Below are 16,441 nucleotides of genomic sequence, written 5' to 3'. Positions count from 1 at the left end.
GATTACTCCCGCTCGGACGTCATGGCAAAGGTGGTCGTGTCGTCGTCGGACAGGGCGCGGCCCGGCGTGCGGCCCTCGTCCTGGTCGCGCTGCTGGCCGTTGCGCCCGCCGCTGTCGGCCTGGGCCTGGGCGCGCGAGGACGAGACCGTGACCGAGACGTCGGCATACTGGCGGGTCGACAAGTCCTGGCGCACGCTGTCGCCGATGGTGTTGAGCTGGCGCAGCACCTCGCTGTGGTTGGCGCTCAGGTTCACCTGCAGCGAGCCGCCGCTGTGGCGGATCGAAATTTCGATGCTGCCCATATTGGGCGGCTCCAGCCGGATCACGGCGTGGTCGTTATTGCGTTGCAGCTGCACTTGCAGGCGGTCGCCCAGCGCTTCGCGCAGCGGCTGCTGCCACTGTTCCGGCGCGCCGGCCAGCTTGACCACGGCGGCCGGGGCCGGCGTGGCGCTCTGCGGATTCTGGCTGAAGCCGACGCTGTTGCCGACCGGGGCGGGCGCGGGCGCGCTGCTGCGGCCGACGCTGTCGTCCTTGGCTGCGGACGCGACGGCTGCGGTGGCGCTGGCGGCGCTGTAGTCGCTGGCATCGCTGGCGGCCGGGGCGGCATCGGCGCTGCGCGGCGCCACGCGCGGCAGGACCGGCGTGAAGGCGGCGGTCAGCACCGGCGCGGCGGCCGGGGCAGGGACCGGGCTGGCGGCGGGCGCGGCCGGAGCGGGACCGGCGGCCGGGGCCGGCGTGTCCGACTGGCTCTGCTGGACTTGCGCGCCCAGCGCGGCGCTGTTGGCCATGGCGTAAATGTTTTGCGGCGTGACCACCGGCGTGGCGGTGGCGGGCGCCGGCGTCGGCGTCGGCACGGCGGCGGTGACGGCGGCGTCGTCGCTCGACGGCGCCGGCGCGGACGGCAGCGGCGCCGCAGTGACGGCCACGCCGGCGGCCGACAGGTTCAGGCGGGTGGCGGCGCTGTTCAGGGTCGAGGTGGCGCCCACCGCATCGGTGCGCACGGGGCCGGCGGTGCCGGTGGTGCTCGGGCCGGCGGGCGCCACGGGCAGCGGCGCGGGATTATTCAGCAGCGCACCCAGCATGGCCGGCACCAGCGTATCGGCGGCGGGGGCGGCGGCTGTATCGGTGCCGTCGTCGGCGCCGGCCGCACTGTCGGCGCCGCTGGCGGCCGGGGTCCATGCGGTGTCGGACGCCAGCGGATCGGCCAGTTGCAGCAGCTGGGCAAACAGCGGCGCGCCGCCCTGGGCCTCGTCGGCGGCGGGCTCGGCGGCGTCGCGGGCCGGATGGCTGACCGGATCGTTCTGGCTGGCCGGGACGGCGCTGCGCGTCGTTTGGGCCGGCTTGGGCTGGGCGCTGACCAGCTGGGGTTTGTTGTTGCCGCCCTGCGGCGGCGCCTTGGGCGGAACCCGGCCGACCGGGCTGGCGCCGGCGTTATGACCGGGCAGCGGCGTCGGCATGCTGTCGCGGCCGCCGGGATTGGCGGCCACCGGAGCGGTCAGTTCGGCTTTCGCGGCTTTTGCCGCGGCCGTGGCGCTGGAGAGTGTCATGGTCATGCTTGGATTCCGGTTTCTAACTGTTCGCTGTCTAGGGCATATGCCAGCCAGCCTTCTTTGTTGGCCTGCATCTCGTGCAGGCGCCGTCCCAGCTCTTCAGTGGCGGCGTTGCATGCGCGTACTGCTTCTTCGTGGAGCTCGCGCAGCGCCGCCAGGGCGGCCCGCTCGCTGCTGCTCCACTGGCCCTGCGCCGCCATCTGCGGCAGCGCGGTGGCCATCAACGTGTTCATCGCCGCCAGCGTCTTCCAGTCCTGGGACGCGATGGCGGCGCTCATTTTTTGCGCCATCTGCAGCAAAGTGCGTTGCCTATCCATTTTTGGCCTGTACACCCAGCCAGCCCTTTTTGATGGTGGTCAGCAACGTCGTCACTTCGTCGATGATGGTCGGGTCCAGGCTGACGCCGGCCGTGTACAGGCGGCCGGCGCAGTAGTCGTACAGGCGGCCGAGGTTTTCCACCACCTCGCCGCCGTTGTCGAAGTCAAGCGAACTGGACAGACCGTTGATGATGTCGGTGCACTTGTTCAGGCTGTTGGCCTTGAGCTCGTAGCGCTTGCCGACGATGTGGCCGCGCGCGCGCGCCAGCTCTTCGAGCAAGCCGTCGGTCAGCACCAGCACCAGTTCGATCGGCGACGCCCGTGCCACCTGGGCGTCCAGATTGGTGGAGTGATAACTGCTGTAAGCTTCCTGGTTCAACATGGTGTTCACCGTACTGGTTGTGGTTCGTTAACTTAATTGCTGCTTGGCGAGAACATCGCCGTAAACATATTCGACGTGCTGGTCATCGACGCCTGCAGCTGCTGCAGCGCGCTGAACTGGGCCAGGTAGCGCTTGTAGGAATTGTCGAACTGGGTCTGCAGCGCCACCTGGCGCTTGGCGACGTCGTCCTGCACCTTGGTGGCGGCGGTTTTGCGGCCGCTGATCAGGCCGGTGGCGGAGTTGGTCCAGGTGGTCACCAGCTTGTTCATCTTGCCCAGCACGCCGGCGTCCACGCCCAGGCCGGCGCGGCCGAACAGCGTGTCGATCTTGCCCGGATCGGCGGCCACGGTCTTCTGCAGGCGGGTGGCGTCCAGCGTCAAGGTGCCGTCGCGCGCGGCGGTGATGCCAAAGCTGATCAGCGACTTGCCGCCGGTGACGGCGCGCAGCGTCGAGCCCAGCGCGGCGCGCAGCGCGGCCACGCCGGAATCGTTGTACAGCGCGGCGTCCTGCGAGCGCGGCGTGCTGTCGGTGGGCGAGGTGGGGGTGTGGTCGCCCGGCGCGGTCACCGCCTGGAGCACGCCCAGCAGCTTGTTGTAGGCGTCGACGAAGGCCTGCACGTTGGCGGCGGTGGTGGTGCTGTCGGGGCCGATGGTCAGCTGCACCGGCGTCGCGCCCGGCGTCTGCGCCTGCTTGATGGTGAACTTGACGTTGTCGATGGCGGTGAAGGTGTTGGAAGCCTGGGTGATCTTGGTGCCGGTGTTCTGGTCGCCCATCCAGACGATGGCGTCCTTGGCCACGGACTCGACTTTTTGGGTCGACAGGTCGGACTGCAGGCCGGCGTCGGCCAGGCCGGACACGTCGATCGACGCCACGGCGTTGTTGGCGCCGGTCTGGTTCGAGGTCATCACCAGCTTGGTCTGGCCGTTGACCGTCATGGTCGAGGCGGTGACGCGGGAACTGTTGGTGGCGGCCACGTTGATCGCGGCGGCGATCTCCTTGGCCGACAGCTTGCCGTCCATATTGCTGTCGGCGTTGGCCAGGTCGACCTGGAAGTTGGAGCCGTCGGCCAGCATCACCTTCAGCGAGCCGGCGTTGGTGGCGGCGCTGTCGTTGACGTTGTACGACACCTGGCCGGCGGTGGCCAGCTGCTCGACGTAGAAGGCGTAGGTGCCGGCCGCGGCGTTGGCGCTGGCGGTGCCGGTGGCGATCGCGGTGTTGCTGCTGGTGGCGGCGGCGGCGCTGACGGCGCTGGTGCCGGTCACCAGCGCCTGCATCGACGACTGGAAGGCGCTCAGCGCGCTGCCCAGCGTGGTGAGGGCGGAGACGGTGGCGGTCGCCTTGGCGTTACGGGCGTCCAGATTGGCCTTGGTCGGCGCCACATACGCATTGGCCAGGTTGGTTGCCGTGGTTTGCGGGTCGTAAGTTGGACTGCTGATGACTGCCATGATCGTGCTCCCGGTAAGGATGATTGAAGTGTACCCTGATATAAGGCGACCTTAATCGTTTCCCTATGAAAATATTTCTAACTATTTTTTCGCCACAGCCTTATTTCTGGCCGCGTATCCATAGTTGCGTTGCCAATTCATCATGTTGCTTGCGTTCCTGCACATTTTGCTGGGCCAGCACCACTTTTTGCTGCTTGCTGAGCACCTTGCCCAGCACCTCGCGCTTGGCCCAGGCCGCGTTGAGCGCCTGCTGCGACACGGCCATGTCGGCCTCGTGCATGTGCAGGTCGAGCCGGTGGTTGTCGGCCATCTGCATCACGGCCTGCTTGTAGTCGCCGCAGTTGCCGGCCAGCGCAGGATGCAGGTTGCCGCTGGGACCGCTGTTGGTGTACAGCCCGGTCAGACGCTCCAGGTTTTTCTGATAACGTTCCCGCAGGCTTTCCTTCTCCGCCAGCTCGGTTTGCAGGCGCTCCACCTCGGTGTTGCGCAGGGCCACGAGCGTGGACAGGTTACGGATGTTGTGTTGGCTCATGTCATCAGCTTTTCAAGTTGGTTGATGCACGGTGCGAAGGGCGCTTCTTCCTTGGTGCCCTGGCACAGGAAATCCTCGACCTTGGGGTGCAGCTGCACCGCCTTGTCGGTGACCGGGTCGGCGCCCGGCACGTAGGCGCCCAGCGGGATCAGGTCGCGCACGCGGTCGTGGCGTGCCATGCTGGCCTTGAGCGCGCGCGCCGCCAGCAGGTGTTCGTGGGTGATGACCTGGCTCATGCAGCGGCTGATCGAGGCGCCGATGTCGATCGCCGGGTAGTGGCCGCGCTCGGCCAATTCGCGGGTCAGCACGATGTGCCCGTCGAGCACGGCGCGGGCGGTGTCGACCACCGGGTCCTGCTGGTCGTCGCCCTCGGCCAGCACGGTGTAGATCGCGCTCATGCTGCCGTTCTGGTTCTCGCCGTTGCCTGCCGATTCGATCAGCTGCGGCAGCGCCGAGAACACCGACGGCGGATAACCCTTGGTGGCCGGCGGCTCGCCCAGCGCCAGCGCCACCTCGCGCAGCGCCATCGCGTAGCGGGTCAGCGAATCGACCAGCAGCAGCACGTTCTTGCCCTGGTCGCGGTAGTGGGCCGCGATCGAGTGGCACAGCTCGGTGGCCATGATGCGCATCAGCGGGCTTTCGTCGGCCGGCGCGATCACCAGCACGGCTTTCGACAGGCCGTCCTTGCCGAGCGACATTTCGACGAATTCGCGCACCTCGCGCGAACGTTCGCCGATCAGGCCGACCACCACCACGTCGGCCACGGTCTGCCGGGTCATCAGGCCCAGCAGCACGGACTTGCCGACGCCGGAGCCGGCCATCAGGCCCACGCGCTGGCCCTTGCCCAGGGTCAGCATGGCGTTGATGGCGCGCACGCCGACGTCGAGCGCCTCGGTGACCGGTTTTTTCTTCAGCGGATGGATGCGCGGCGGCAGCGGTTCGAGCGGGAAGTCGCCGGACAGCTTGCCCAGGCCGTCGATCGGCTCGCCCAGGCCGTTGACCATGCGGCCCAGCCAGCTCGAGCCTATCTGCAGGCTCACTTTTTCGTTGGACGGCAGCACGCGCGCGCCGGTGGTCAGGCCGATGGCCTTCTTGAACGGCATCAGGAACGACAGCTTGTCGCGGAAACCCACCACCTGCGCGTCCAGCCATTCGCCGCCGACTGTCTCAATCTGGCAACGCTGGCCGGTGTGCAAGGGACAACCGACCGCCTCCAGCAGCAAACCGGACGCCCCCACCAGGCGACCGGTCGGGGTCGCCATGGGCACGGAACCCAGTTCGAGATTGCGTAAGGCGTCAGCGATCACTCTTCGATCTCCGGTTCATCGCCGCCGTCGGCGGCTTGAAGTTGATTATCGACCTGTTCCATGACAGCCGCAAGACGTTGATGACATCCGGCATCAACTTCATTGTCGCCGGCCTTGATGCGGCATTCGCCCACTTCCAGGCGGGCGTCCGGGATCAGGTTCCAGCGCTTGGAGCGTTTCGGGTCCAGCTCGGCGATGCGCTTGAGCTCCTCCGGATTGAGGAAGACGTCGATCTCCTCGCGGGTGGGCGGCATCGACGCCAGCGTCTCCTCGACCAGGGCCATCAGCTGCACCGGCTGCAGCGCCAGCTCGGCGCGGATCACCTGGCGCGCCACCTTGGCCACCAGGTCGACCACTTCCTTGCGCTGGGCGGCGCGGTAGTCGGAACGCAGTTTTTTCAGGCTTTTCAGCATGGCGTCCACCGGGCGCGCCATCTGGTCGTAGGCCACCAGGGTTTCGTGGCGGCCTTCCTCGCGGCCTTGCTCCTGGCCGGACGCGCGGCCGGCCTCGAAGCCGTCCTCCTGGCCGCGCGCCAGGCCGATCTCGTAACCGTCGCGCTGGCCCTGTTCGAAGCCCTCGCTGACCGAGGCGGCCCACTGCGCGCCGCCGTCGCCGCTCTGGCTGTGGCTGTGCGCCACGGCGCGCTGGTGCGCCAGGTTGGTGAACTGCGCCAGCGGCGGGAAGCGGTAAGCGCGGAACTGCTTCATTCGATCACCTGTTCGGCGAACAGCTGGATCTCGATCTCGCCGACGTCGGCCAGCGCCTTGACGGTGGCCATGATTTCCTGGCGGGTCTGCTCGATGCGCGACAGCGGCATCGGGCCGGCGCGCCGCATCATGTCCTCGAAGGCTTGCGCCTGGCGTTTCGGCATGGTCTTGAGGATGGCGTCGCGGATCGACACTTCGGCGCCCTTGAGCGCGATCGCCCACTGCTCCAGCGGCACTTCCTCGATGATGCGGGTGATCGCCACCTCGGACTGGTTGCCGAGGATGAAGAAGTCGTACATCGACAGCTCGATCTTGGACACCACCTCCGGATCGTGGGCGCGCAGCAGCTCGACCATCTGCGCGCGGTTGCTCGGCAGGCGGTTGAGGATCTCGGCGGCCTGGCGTATGCCTTCCACGCTGGTGCTCTGCGAATCGAAGGAGGACAGGCAGCGCATCACCAGCTCGTCGAGTTCGAGCAGCAGGTCGCGGTCGACTTCCTCCATGCGCGCCAGGTTCAGCAGCACCAGGTCGCGGCCGTCGGCCGGCAGCGCGTCGATGATCTGGCCGGCCAGCGCCGGCGGCAGGAAGGCCAGGAACACCGCCTGCATCTGCACGTGCTCGTTGGAGATGTACTCGGCCAGCCACTTGGGCGAGGCCCACTGCAGGCGCGCCATCTTGGGCCGCAGCTCGTCGCCGTAGATGTTGTTGAGCACGGTGTTGGCGAGGTCGCCGCCCAGCGCCAGGTCCAGCGAGCGCTTCAGGTAGCTGCGCGAGGCGCCGTGCACGCCGGACTGCTGGCGGTAGTCGTCGAAGAAGGTCTGCATCGCGGTCTTGACGGACTCGACCTTGATGCCGCTCATGCGCGACATGACCTGGGTCACCTCCAGCAATTCCTCGCGCGACAGGCAGCGCAGCACGGCCGCGGCCGGCTCCTCGCCTATGCTCAGCAGCACGATGGCAGCCTGCTCCACCGGCGACAGCTGGGCGTTGTGGACTGCGTTGCCGTAGTCTTCGTCGTTCTGCATGTTATTGAGTTCGGCCATTTTTCTGCATCCATTGTTTGACGACTTCGGCGACACGTTCCGGTTCTTTGGCGGCCAGCACTTTCAGGTGGTCGACCATGACGTCGACGGCCGAGCCTGGCGGCGGCAGGTCGTAGTTTTCCAGCAGCGGCACCACCGGCATGCCCGGCTGGACGGTGGCGCCCGGCAGGGCAGGGGCCGCGCCCGGCGTGCCCGGCGCGCCCTGGCCGGCCAGTGCCGGCGCTGCCGCGGCGGCTGCCTCCTTGGCTTCCTTGGCGGCCGCCACGGCGGCCTGCTCGGCGGCGCGGCGCTCGGCGGCGATGCGCGCCAGTTCCTGCGGCGCCGGCGTGAAGCGCACCGTGGCCAGGCGCATCAGCGGACGCAGCAGCAGCAGGTAGCCGAGGATGATGCCAACCGCGTACATCACGTAGGAGCTGATGTCGACCACGTTGTCGCGTTCCTGCCACCATGGGGTCATCGCCGCTTTCGGCGGGAAGTTCATGGCCGACACCACCAGCTGGTCGCCGCGCTCGGTGTTGATGCCCAGGCCGTTGCGCAGGATCTTGTCGATGTTGGCGATTTCGTTGGCGCTCCAGCCGGTCTTGGGCGTGGGCGAGGCGGCCTGGGCCAGCACCACGGCCACGCTCAGCTTCTCCAGGCGGCCACGGCTGCGCTTGGTCTGGGTGATGCTGCGGTCGTAGGCGTACTGGCGGGTGGTGGCGTTCTTGCGCGCGGTGCCGTCGGCCGGGTTGTTGGGATCGTTGGCGGCGGCCGGCTTGGCGGCGTCGGCCGGATTGGCGTTGGCCGGCGGCGGACGGTTAGACAGCGTGCCCGGCACGCCCTGCGCCACGCGGTTGCGGTCCATCTCCTCGCGCATCGCCTCGCTGGTGACTTTCGGATCGGCGCCGTATTTCTCCACCGTCTCCTCGACCTTGTCGTTGTCGACCACGGCCATCACGCTCATGCGGAAGTTGTCGTCGCCGATGACCGGGCCCAGCAGGTTGCGGACGTTGGCCTTGACCTCGTCTTGGATGCGCTTGCCGTTCTCGTTGCTGGCGGCGCCGGCGTCGAAGCCGTCGGCCAGGTCGACGTGCGAGGACAGCAGGTTGCCGGCCTGGTCGACCACGCTCACGCGCTGCGGGCTCAGGCTGGCGACGCTGCCGGCCACCATGTTCACCACGGCGGCGATCGCCTCCGGCGCCATCGTGTGGCCGGGTTTCAGCGCCAGCACCACCGAGGCCGACGACTTCTCGCCGTCGGACGACACGAAGGAGGTCGACTTGGCGATCGACAGGTGCACGCGCGCGTGGGCGATGGCGTCCAGCGTCATGATCGATTGCGCCAGCTCGCCCTCCAGGCCGCGGCGGAAGCGCACGTCCTGCACGAACTGGGACACGCCCAGCGGGTCGTTCTTGTCCATCAGCTCCAGGCCGGCCGGCAGCTGGGCGGTCACGCCCTTGGCGGCCAGCAGCATGCGCACCTTGCCCAGCATGGAGTTGGGCACCAGCACCTGGCCGCTGTCGGGATGCAGGCGGTAGGGGATGTGGTCGGCGTCGAGCACGGTCATCATGTCGGCGGCGGCGACCTTCTCGTGCGCGCCGAACACCGGCTTGTAGCCCGCCTGCACGTTCCACAGGTACATCAGCACCATGGCGGTCACGCCTATCGCCAGCAACAGCAGCGGGTACAGGTTTTTCAGCAGGTTGGGCGGCAGGGACAGCGCGACGGGGCTGGCGCGCCAGCGCTCGAAGGCGGACTTGATGGGGTTGATCACGTTGGTGGCTTTCGCGAAGACTTACAGCGGTAATTTGATGAGTTCGTCCACGGCGCCCATCACTTTGTTGCGCACTTGCATCAACATCGAGAAGGACAGGCTGGCTTCCTGGCTCGACAGCATGGCGCCGACCAGGTCGTCGCTCTTGCCGGCGTCGACATCGGACATCTGCTGGGCAGCGTTGGCGTCGGCATCGTTGACCTTGTGGACCGCGTCCTTCATCGACTGGGCGAAGGAGAAGGCGGGCTGGGCGTCGCCGGCGCCGTACTGGGCGGCCGGGGCCACGGTCTGGGTGGCCAGGTTCTGCGCCGCGTTGGTGAGCGACGCGAGGTCGGCTTGTATCAGGTTAGAGATTCCGTTACTCATCTTGCTATCTCCCGTTCATGCAACGTTAGTCCCATATGTCTACCATAGCCAGATTGCCAGAAAGCAGCAAGTCCCGCGTTGTTTATCTGTGGGTAGCTGTTCTCAATCAAACGACATATCGATGTGTATGTCACAGTCTTGTAAGAAAGGCAGCGTATGGATGCCGATCCGGAGCGGGACTGTGGTGCCGCGGTGGAGTGGAAGTCACAATTGACGACACATAGGAGCGAAGCTGGGCGCCGTACCGCCGCCACGCGGCGCAGACTGTTTTCCTGTGGCAAATATCGTTATAAATCATTCACTAAGCGCCATTTATTCATGTGTGTTGCAGAGCAGCGTCAAACGACTGGAGCGGGTTAAGCTTACTGGCTAGCAATATTCTTGTAAAGGCTTATTTGCCACAAGGAATTACTCGTAAAATATTGTTGGTTGGAAATAATGTGAATTTTGATGTATCCTGTGCTACCGACATCGCATGACTTTAAGTTACGATAGGTAATATTCCCCAAATAGTGCGCTGGAAGTAACCAGTTTTTAGCTGGATAGTGCGATGATGGCGACGTAGCGAAGAATTTCCGACATGGCGAAAACATGACAACGACTAAACAGACAGCGCCACCTCAAGTTCTGGACCCATGCCTGCTGGGGCGGCCGGTGCACTTGCTGCACATCTTTGCCGCCCAGCTGCGCGACGACCTGTCCCAGGCCATGCGGCTGAACATGAACCGCCGCTACTGGGGCGGTTTCCAGGTCGAGGACGTGGCGTTCAGCCGGCTCGAGGGCGACGAGATCCGCAGCCGCTGGCTCAGCTTTGCCGCGCCGGCCGGCCACATCGCCTTCTCGCTGGAGCGCAAGGTGCTGCTGAGCGTGCTGAACTTCCGCTACGGCAGCGGCAAGGCCGACGCCGCCGCGCTGGACGAGAACACGGTGCGGGTCACCGCCACCGAGGAGCGCCTGGCAGTGGTGCTGGGACAACAGTTGGCCGGCACCCTGGCCGGCCGCATCGAGCTGAACCTGCCGGTGCTGGACAAGCCGGCCCCGGCCGAAGGCGAGCCGGAGGTGGCCGACAGCGAATTCAAGCCGGCCCCCGGCTCCCATCCGCCCAAGGGCAGCTGGATCATCACCGTCACGCTGGCCGACATCGCCAGCGGCGCCACCGGCAAGTACTGGTTCGCGCTGGACAAGGTGCTGATGGCCAGCGTGCTGCGCGGCCTGCTGCGCGACCGCGACGCCGGCAAGAAGGCCAAGGCCGTCGCGCCGCTGGCGCAGCGCCTGCAGGTGGGCCTGGTCGGCCGCCTGGCCAGCAAGGAAGTGCCGCTGGGCAGCCTCTACGATTTACAGGTCGGCGACGTGATCCCGATCAGCCTGAACAGAGCGGACGTGCTGCTGGAAGATTCCCGCATCTTCACGGCCGCCGTGACCGAACACAAAGGCAAACTCTGTTTAACCTCTTTTGAAGACGCCGAATAACATGATGAACATGAACGTAGCCAACCCTAGCGACGCCCTGTTGGAAGACCTGTCCGAAGAAATGATCATCGACCAGGTCGGCACCGAGCTGACCGACGTGCCGGCCACGCCGGTGCGGCGCGACCTGCCGGCCATGATGCGCAAGATCCCCGTGACGCTGACGCTGGAGGTGGGTTCGGCCCGCATTTCGCTGCAGGACCTGATGGCGATCGGCCCGGACAGCGTGGTCGAGCTCGACGTGCTGGCCGGCGAGCCGCTGGTGATCAAGGTCAACGGCACCGCCATCGGCCGCGCCGAGGTGGTGGTGGCGGGCGAGAACTACGGCCTTAAAGTGATCGACCTGGACGGCCTCAATCTCGACATGATGACTCCATGACCTGGAGCATGACGCCGCGCCGCCGCCTGGCCGGCCTGACTGGCTTGGCCGGCTTAGCCGGCCTGGCCCTGTGCGCCGCCGGTCCCGCGCACGCGGTCGACCTGCTGGCCAACGTGGTGCCCGGCGCGAAAACCGAGCTGACGGTCAAGACCCAGATCCTGATCATCATGACCTTGCTGGGCTTGCTCCCGGTGATGGTGATGATGATGACCAGCTTCACCCGCTTCGTCATCGTGCTGTCGCTGCTGCGCCAGGCGCTGGGGCTGCAGCAGGGCCTGCCCAACCGCATCATCACCGGCGTGGCGCTGATCCTGACCCTGCTGGTGATGCGCCCGATCGGCGACCAGATATGGAAGGACGCCTTCGTGCCCTACGACCAGGACAAGATCGGCCTGGAGACCGCGCTGCAGATCGCCGAGAAGCCGGTGGCGCGCTTCATGCTCGCCCAGACCAGCAAGGCCGCGCTGCAGCAGATCGCCCACCTGGCCGGCGAGGACAAGATCACCGAGCCGTCGCAGCACGCCTTCACCGTCAAGCTGGCCGCGTTCGTGCTGTCGGAGTTGAAGACCGCGTTCCAGATCGGCTGCATGCTGTTCATTCCCTTCCTGGTGATCGACCTGGTGGTGTCGTCGGTGCTGATGGCGATGGGCATGATGATGCTGTCGCCGCTGGTGATTTCATTGCCGTTCAAGCTGCTGCTGTTTGTGCTGGTGGACGGCTGGACCCTGACCGTCAACACGCTCGTGACCAGCGTGCAGGCGTACTGAAAACGATAGGCGGCTACTATGCTCACTCCCGAAGTTGCCGTCGACCTGGTGGTCGAATCGCTGCACATCGTCATGCTGCTGGTGGTGATCCTGGTCGTGCCCGGCCTGATCACCGGCCTGGTGGTGGCGCTGGTGCAGGCCGCCACGCAGATCAACGAGCAGACGCTGAGCTTTTTGCCCAGGCTGCTGGTGACGCTGCTGGCCATCATCCTGATGGGACGCTGGATGGCCGGCTACCTGATGGATTTCTGCGTCTCCATCTTCACCCGCGCGGCCACGCTGGTCGGCTAGCTTCCTCGCCGTCATGGAACCGATACTGAGCCAGCTGCTGCCCCTGCTCACCGCGCTGTGGTGGCCGTTCTGCCGCATCCTGGCGATGTTCATCGGCGCCCCGGTGCTGGGCGAGGCGGTCACGCCGGTCACGGTGCGCATCCTGATCGCGCTGGTGCTGGCCATTCTGATGCTGCCGCTGACCACCGGCGCCGGCGCCGCCACCATCGATCCCTTCTCCATGGGCGGCATCGCCGCCAGCGCCGAGCAGGCCTTGATCGGCTTCGTGCTGGGCCTGGCCTTCCACTTCGCCATGTCGGTGATCAGCGTGCTCGGCTTCATGGTGTCGTCGCAGATGGGCTTCTCGATGGCGGTGATGAACGACCCGATGAACGGCCAGTCGTCGGACGTAGTGTCGGCGCTGCTGTCGGTGCTGTCGATCATCGTGTTCTTCGCCATCGACGGCCACCTGGTGATCGCCAACGTCATCGGCCAGAGCTTCAAGGCCTGGCCGCTGGGCCACGGCTACCAGCCGCTGCTGCTCAACGCGATCGCCTACAACGTCGCCTGGATTTTTTCCGCCGCCATGCTGCTGGCCATCCCGGTGGTGTTTTCCACGCTGGTGGTGCAGCTGGGCTTCGGCCTGCTCAACCGCGTGGCGCCGGCGCTCAACCTGTTCGCGCTGGGCTTCTCGGTGATCACCATCTTCGGCCTGATGATGCTGGCCCAGGTGGTGCGCTTCATTCCCGATCACTATGTGCGCATGACCAATATGGTGCTGGAGCTGATCCGCCAGCAGATGCAGGCGGCGGTCCATGGCTGACCAGGACAGCGCCGACAAGACAGAGAAGGCTTCACAACAGAAGCTCAAGAAGTCGCGCCAGGAAGGGCAGGTGGTGCGCTCGCGCGACCTGTCGACCGCGATCGGCATCCTGGTCAGCCTGAAGCTGTTCGTCTACCTGCTGCCGGACTACCTGGCCGAGTTCCTGGAGATCTTCCATCAGAGCTATGGGCCGCTGGGCGCCACCGGTTCGATCGACAACGCCATGTCCACCGTGTTTAGCTCGTCGATGTGGTTGTTGATCAAGATGGTGCTGCCGCTGTTCGTGGTGCCGTTCTTCATCGTGCTGGGCGCGATGGTGCCGGGCGGCTGGGTGATCACCACCAAGCACTGGGAACCCAAGATGGAACGGCTGAGCCCGGCCGCCAACCTGGGCCGGCTGTTCAGCGCCAAGCACGGTGTCGAGTTCCTGATCTCGCTGGCCAAGGCCGGCGTGCTGATCGCCGTGCTGATCCACGTGGCCCGTTCGACCGTGCAGAACTACACGCAGCTGCAGCACATGCCGATGGGCCAGGCCATGATGTCGGGTTCGAATTTGATGCTCGACAGCTTGATGTCGCTGGTCGCGGTGTTTATCATCTTCGCTTTGATCGACGTGCCGGCGCAGGCGTATTTCTTCGCCAAGAACCAGCGCATGTCCAAGCAGGACCAGAAGGAGGAGCACAAGTCGACCGAGGGCCGGCCCGAGGTCAAGAGCCGCATCCGCCAGCTGCAGCGGGCGATGGCGCGGCGCAGCGCGCGCAAGACGGTGCCGACCGCCGACGTGGTGATCGTCAACCCGGAGCACTACGCGGTGGCGCTCAAGTATGACCAGAACCGTGCCGAAGCACCGTATGTGGTGGCCAAGGGCATCGACGAGATGGCCTTGTACATCCGCCAGCTGGCGGCCGAGTTCAAGATCGAGGTGATGCCGCTGGCGCCGCTGGCGCGCGCCATCTACAACACCAGCCAGGTCAACCAGCAGATCCCGGTCCAGCTGTACCAGGCGGTGTCGCAGGTGCTGAACTATGTATTGCAATTGAAGGCATTCCGTACCGGACGGCGCAACGCCGAGCCGGTGTATCCGAAAGAAGTCGATGTCCCCACATCCATGAGCGAGGCTAGTAAGTCATGAATTTTTTGAACAGGCTGGTCGCAGAAGCGCGTCGCCATAAGTTCGCCACGCCGGCATTCCTGCTGGTGATCCTGGCGATGATCATCCTGCCGTTGCCGCCGGTGCTGCTGGACGTGATGTTCACGTTCAACATCGTGCTGGCGCTGATCGTGATCCTGGTGTCGGTCTCGGCCCGCAGGCCGCTGGACTTCTCGGTGTTCCCGACCGTGATCCTGGCCACCACCATGATGCGGCTGACGCTGAACGTGGCCTCGACCCGGGTGGTGCTGCTGCACGGCCATGAGGGCACGGCCGCGGCCGGCCAGGTGATCGAGGCCTTCGGCAAGGTCGTCATCGGCGGCAACTACGTGGTCGGCATCGTCGTGTTCGTGATCCTGATGATCATCAACTTCATGGTGGTGACCAAGGGCGCCGAGCGCATCTCCGAGGTGTCGGCCCGCTTCACCTTGGACGCCTTGCCCGGCAAGCAGATGGCGATCGACGCCGACCTCAACGCCGGCCTGATCAACCAGGAAAAGGCCCAGGCCCGGCGCCAGGACGTTGCGGCCGAGGCCGACTTCTACGGCGCCATGGACGGCGCCTCCAAGTTCGTGCGCGGCGACGCCGTCGCCAGCATCCTGATTCTGATCATCAACATGGTCGGCGGCGTGGCCATCGGCGCGCTGATGCAGGACATGTCCTTCGGCGACGCCTTCCGCCAGTACGCGCTGCTGACCATCGGCGACGGCCTGGTGGCGCAGATCCCGGCGCTGCTGCTGTCGGCCGCGGCCGCGATCCTGGTGACCCGCATCTCGGACTCGGGCGACTTCGAACAGCAGGTCGGCGGCCAGGTGCTGGCGTCGCCGCAGGTGATGCTGAGCGCGGCGGGCATGATGCTGATCCTGGCCATGGTGCCGGGCATGCCGTGGCAGATGTTCGGCCCGTTCGCGCTGGTGCTGGCCTATGTGGGCTGGCGGCTGCTGCAGCGGGTCAAGGCGCCCGACACCAGCAACCTGGACGCCATCGAGGCGGCGCTGCGCGACGACCGCGCGCCCGAGCTCGACTGGCACAGCCTGCCGGCCGTGCAGCAGCTGCAGGTGGCGCTGGGCTACAAGCTCGTCAGCCTGATCGACAAGGCCCACGGCGAGCCGCTGACCAAGCGCGTCAAGGGTGTGCGCCAGAGCCTGTCCGAGGCCATGGGCCTGCTGCTGCCGCCCATCGTCGTGCGTGACGACCTGGGCCTGAAGCCCTCGCAGTATTCGGTGATGTTGTCGGGCAGCGTGGTGGCCCAGGCCGAGGTGTTCGCCGACCGCCTGATGGCGATCCCGTCGCCCAATATCTACGGCCAGATCGACGGCATCCCCGGCATCGAGCCGGCCTACGGCATGCCGGTGACCTGGATCGAGACCAGCGAGAAGGCCAACGCGCTGGGGCTGGGCTACCAGGTGGTGGAGGCGCCGAGCGCGATCGCCACCCACTTGTCCAAGCTGATCCGCGAATACCTGCCGGAGCTGTTCCGCCACGAGGACGTGCCGGCGCTGATGGACCGGCTGTCGGCGCTGTCGCCCAAGCTGGCCGCCTCGCTGGACAAGGCGCTGACGCACACGCAGATGCTGCGCGTGTTCCGCGTGCTGCTGGCGGAGAACGTGTCGCTCAAGGACATCGTGCCGATCGCCACCACGCTGGTCGACAGTTCCGAGACCACCAAGGACCCGATTCTGCTGGCGGCCGAGGTGCGCTGCGCGCTGCGGCGCCAGATCGTCACCGGCCTGTTCGGGCAGAAGACCGAGATGCAGGCCTTCAACCTGGGCGGCGACCTGGAGAACATGCTGCTGGGCTCGCTGAACCAGGCGCGCCAGAGCGGCAAGGTGGTGCTGGACAACTATCCTATCGATCCGCACCTGCTGGCGCAGCTGCAGGTCAATATGCCGGTGGCGCGCGAGCAGATGAAGCAGCAGGCCACGCCGCCGCTGCTGCTGGTGCTGCCGCAGATCCGGCCACTGCTGGCGCGCTACGCGCGGCTGTTCGCGCCCGGCCTGCACGTGCTGTCCTACAACGAGATTCCGGAAAACCGCGAGGTCAGCATTATCGGCACCGTCGGCTGACCCCGGCCGCGCCCGGCAAGATGCCGCCCCGTCCACGGACAGGGCGGCGTCGGCGCACTTGCCCGCCGCTGCCATATCGACCCGCCCGGCGCCAGCGCCCGGCGGGTTTTTTTATGC

The 16,441-nt window shown here is 66.3% G+C and carries 17 protein-coding genes; 7 read left to right on the top strand and 10 right to left on the bottom strand.

The genetic code is table 11. The annotated features are described in order from the left end of the window. Positions 1-2 precede the first annotated feature (2 nt). From AC07WS_RS18345 to fliE, 10 genes are all read right to left on the bottom strand, one after another. Positions 3-1,553: a flagellar hook-length control protein FliK gene (locus AC07WS_RS18345; RefSeq protein WP_494730461.1), complete on the bottom strand. Its 1,551-nt coding sequence runs from the start codon at positions 1,551-1,553 to the stop codon at positions 3-5. Beyond that, entirely contained in the window at positions 1,550-1,828 is a 279-nt protein-coding gene (locus AC07WS_RS18340) for a hypothetical protein (protein ID WP_494730460.1), read from the bottom strand. Before AC07WS_RS18340 ends, AC07WS_RS18345 begins: the two co-directional genes overlap by 4 nt. A gap of 31 nt (positions 1,829-1,859) precedes the next feature. Continuing rightward, positions 1,860-2,249 (bottom strand): flagellar export chaperone FliS, encoded by a 390-nt coding sequence (fliS, locus tag AC07WS_RS18335; RefSeq protein ID WP_494730459.1) that lies wholly within the window; start codon positions 2,247-2,249, stop codon positions 1,860-1,862. Between the two features lie 32 nt (positions 2,250-2,281). Beyond that, positions 2,282-3,694, bottom strand: coding sequence for a flagellar filament capping protein FliD (gene fliD / locus AC07WS_RS18330; RefSeq protein ID WP_494730458.1), 1,413 nt, complete (start codon positions 3,692-3,694; stop codon positions 2,282-2,284). A gap of 100 nt (positions 3,695-3,794) precedes the next feature. After that, entirely contained in the window at positions 3,795-4,226 is a 432-nt protein-coding gene (fliJ, locus tag AC07WS_RS18325; RefSeq protein WP_494730457.1) for a flagellar export protein FliJ, read from the bottom strand. Continuing rightward, positions 4,223-5,533: a flagellar protein export ATPase FliI gene (fliI, locus tag AC07WS_RS18320; protein WP_494730456.1), complete on the bottom strand. Its 1,311-nt coding sequence runs from the start codon at positions 5,531-5,533 to the stop codon at positions 4,223-4,225. Before fliI ends, fliJ begins: the two co-directional genes overlap by 4 nt. Next, the gene (fliH, locus tag AC07WS_RS18315; RefSeq protein ID WP_494730455.1) at positions 5,530-6,240 is read right to left on the bottom strand and encodes a flagellar assembly protein FliH; all 711 of its coding nucleotides are present in this window, start codon (positions 6,238-6,240) and stop codon (positions 5,530-5,532) included. Before fliH ends, fliI begins: the two co-directional genes overlap by 4 nt. Beyond that, positions 6,237-7,283, bottom strand: coding sequence for a flagellar motor switch protein FliG (locus AC07WS_RS18310; protein WP_494730454.1), 1,047 nt, complete (start codon positions 7,281-7,283; stop codon positions 6,237-6,239). The genes fliH and AC07WS_RS18310 overlap by 4 nt, the downstream gene beginning before the upstream one ends. Next, complete coding sequence (fliF, locus tag AC07WS_RS18305) at positions 7,267-9,036, bottom strand: flagellar basal-body MS-ring/collar protein FliF (RefSeq protein ID WP_494730453.1); 1,770 nt, start codon at positions 9,034-9,036, stop codon at positions 7,267-7,269. Before fliF ends, AC07WS_RS18310 begins: the two co-directional genes overlap by 17 nt. A gap of 21 nt (positions 9,037-9,057) precedes the next feature. Continuing rightward, positions 9,058-9,402 (bottom strand): flagellar hook-basal body complex protein FliE, encoded by a 345-nt coding sequence (gene fliE / locus AC07WS_RS18300; protein WP_494730452.1) that lies wholly within the window; start codon positions 9,400-9,402, stop codon positions 9,058-9,060. Positions 9,403-9,993: 591 nt separating this feature from the next. Between fliE and AC07WS_RS18295 the strand changes: the two genes are divergently transcribed. Genes AC07WS_RS18295 through AC07WS_RS18265 form a run of 7 tightly spaced genes read left to right on the top strand, consistent with a single transcriptional unit; the run spans position 9,994 to position 16,324 of the window. Beyond that, positions 9,994-10,872 carry a FliM/FliN family flagellar motor switch protein gene (locus AC07WS_RS18295; RefSeq protein ID WP_494730451.1) on the top strand — a complete coding sequence of 293 codons (879 nt, stop codon included), beginning with the start codon at positions 9,994-9,996 and terminating at the stop codon, positions 10,870-10,872. 4 nt (positions 10,873-10,876) lie between these two features. Continuing rightward, on the top strand, positions 10,877-11,248 hold the full coding sequence (locus AC07WS_RS18290; RefSeq protein ID WP_175001393.1) for a FliM/FliN family flagellar motor switch protein: 372 nt from the start codon (positions 10,877-10,879) through the stop codon (positions 11,246-11,248). Next, the gene (gene fliP, locus AC07WS_RS18285; protein WP_161093166.1) at positions 11,245-12,015 is read left to right on the top strand and encodes a flagellar type III secretion system pore protein FliP; all 771 of its coding nucleotides are present in this window, start codon (positions 11,245-11,247) and stop codon (positions 12,013-12,015) included. Before AC07WS_RS18290 ends, fliP begins: the two co-directional genes overlap by 4 nt. 18 nt (positions 12,016-12,033) lie before the next feature. Further along, positions 12,034-12,306, top strand: a complete 273-nt coding sequence (gene fliQ, locus AC07WS_RS18280; RefSeq protein WP_008449457.1) for a flagellar biosynthesis protein FliQ — start codon at positions 12,034-12,036, stop codon at positions 12,304-12,306. 13 nt (positions 12,307-12,319) lie between these two features. Then, positions 12,320-13,108: a flagellar biosynthetic protein FliR gene (locus AC07WS_RS18275; RefSeq protein WP_161093167.1), complete on the top strand. Its 789-nt coding sequence runs from the start codon at positions 12,320-12,322 to the stop codon at positions 13,106-13,108. After that, positions 13,101-14,240 (top strand): EscU/YscU/HrcU family type III secretion system export apparatus switch protein, encoded by a 1,140-nt coding sequence (locus AC07WS_RS18270; RefSeq protein ID WP_494730450.1) that lies wholly within the window; start codon positions 13,101-13,103, stop codon positions 14,238-14,240. The genes AC07WS_RS18275 and AC07WS_RS18270 overlap by 8 nt, the downstream gene beginning before the upstream one ends. After that, positions 14,237-16,324, top strand: a complete 2,088-nt coding sequence (locus tag AC07WS_RS18265) for a flagellar biosynthesis protein FlhA (RefSeq protein WP_494730449.1) — start codon at positions 14,237-14,239, stop codon at positions 16,322-16,324. Before AC07WS_RS18270 ends, AC07WS_RS18265 begins: the two co-directional genes overlap by 4 nt. Positions 16,325-16,441 lie beyond the last annotated feature (117 nt).

The sequence above is a fragment of the Duganella sp. GW821-FHT01E12 genome (genome assembly GCF_059422325.1).
Note: the sequence above shows the minus strand (reverse complement) of the source record. Positions and strands in the feature narration are given on the sequence as shown.

Bases quoted from the DNA above. Each gene is read 5' to 3' on its own strand.
- AC07WS_RS18270 (WP_494730450.1), top strand. From the start codon at position 13,101: ATGGCTGACCAGGACAGCGCCGACAAGACAGAGAAGGCTTCACAACAG.
- fliP (WP_161093166.1), top strand. From the start codon at position 11,245: ATGACCTGGAGCATGACGCCGCGCCGCCGCCTGGCCGGCCTGACTGGC.
- AC07WS_RS18310 (WP_494730454.1), bottom strand. From the start codon at position 7,283: ATGGCCGAACTCAATAACATGCAGAACGACGAAGACTACGGCAACGCA.
- fliJ (WP_494730457.1), bottom strand. From the start codon at position 4,226: ATGAGCCAACACAACATCCGTAACCTGTCCACGCTCGTGGCCCTGCGC.
- AC07WS_RS18290 (WP_175001393.1), top strand. From the start codon at position 10,877: ATGAACATGAACGTAGCCAACCCTAGCGACGCCCTGTTGGAAGACCTG.
- AC07WS_RS18275 (WP_161093167.1), top strand. From the start codon at position 12,320: ATGGAACCGATACTGAGCCAGCTGCTGCCCCTGCTCACCGCGCTGTGG.
- AC07WS_RS18340 (WP_494730460.1), bottom strand. From the start codon at position 1,828: ATGAGCGCCGCCATCGCGTCCCAGGACTGGAAGACGCTGGCGGCGATG.
- AC07WS_RS18345 (WP_494730461.1), bottom strand. From the start codon at position 1,553: ATGACCATGACACTCTCCAGCGCCACGGCCGCGGCAAAAGCCGCGAAA.
- fliH (WP_494730455.1), bottom strand. From the start codon at position 6,240: ATGAAGCAGTTCCGCGCTTACCGCTTCCCGCCGCTGGCGCAGTTCACC.
- AC07WS_RS18295 (WP_494730451.1), top strand. From the start codon at position 9,994: ATGACAACGACTAAACAGACAGCGCCACCTCAAGTTCTGGACCCATGC.
- fliS (WP_494730459.1), bottom strand. From the start codon at position 2,249: ATGTTGAACCAGGAAGCTTACAGCAGTTATCACTCCACCAATCTGGAC.
- AC07WS_RS18265 (WP_494730449.1), top strand. From the start codon at position 14,237: ATGAATTTTTTGAACAGGCTGGTCGCAGAAGCGCGTCGCCATAAGTTC.
- fliQ (WP_008449457.1), top strand. From the start codon at position 12,034: ATGCTCACTCCCGAAGTTGCCGTCGACCTGGTGGTCGAATCGCTGCAC.
- fliD (WP_494730458.1), bottom strand. From the start codon at position 3,694: ATGGCAGTCATCAGCAGTCCAACTTACGACCCGCAAACCACGGCAACC.
- fliE (WP_494730452.1), bottom strand. From the start codon at position 9,402: ATGAGTAACGGAATCTCTAACCTGATACAAGCCGACCTCGCGTCGCTC.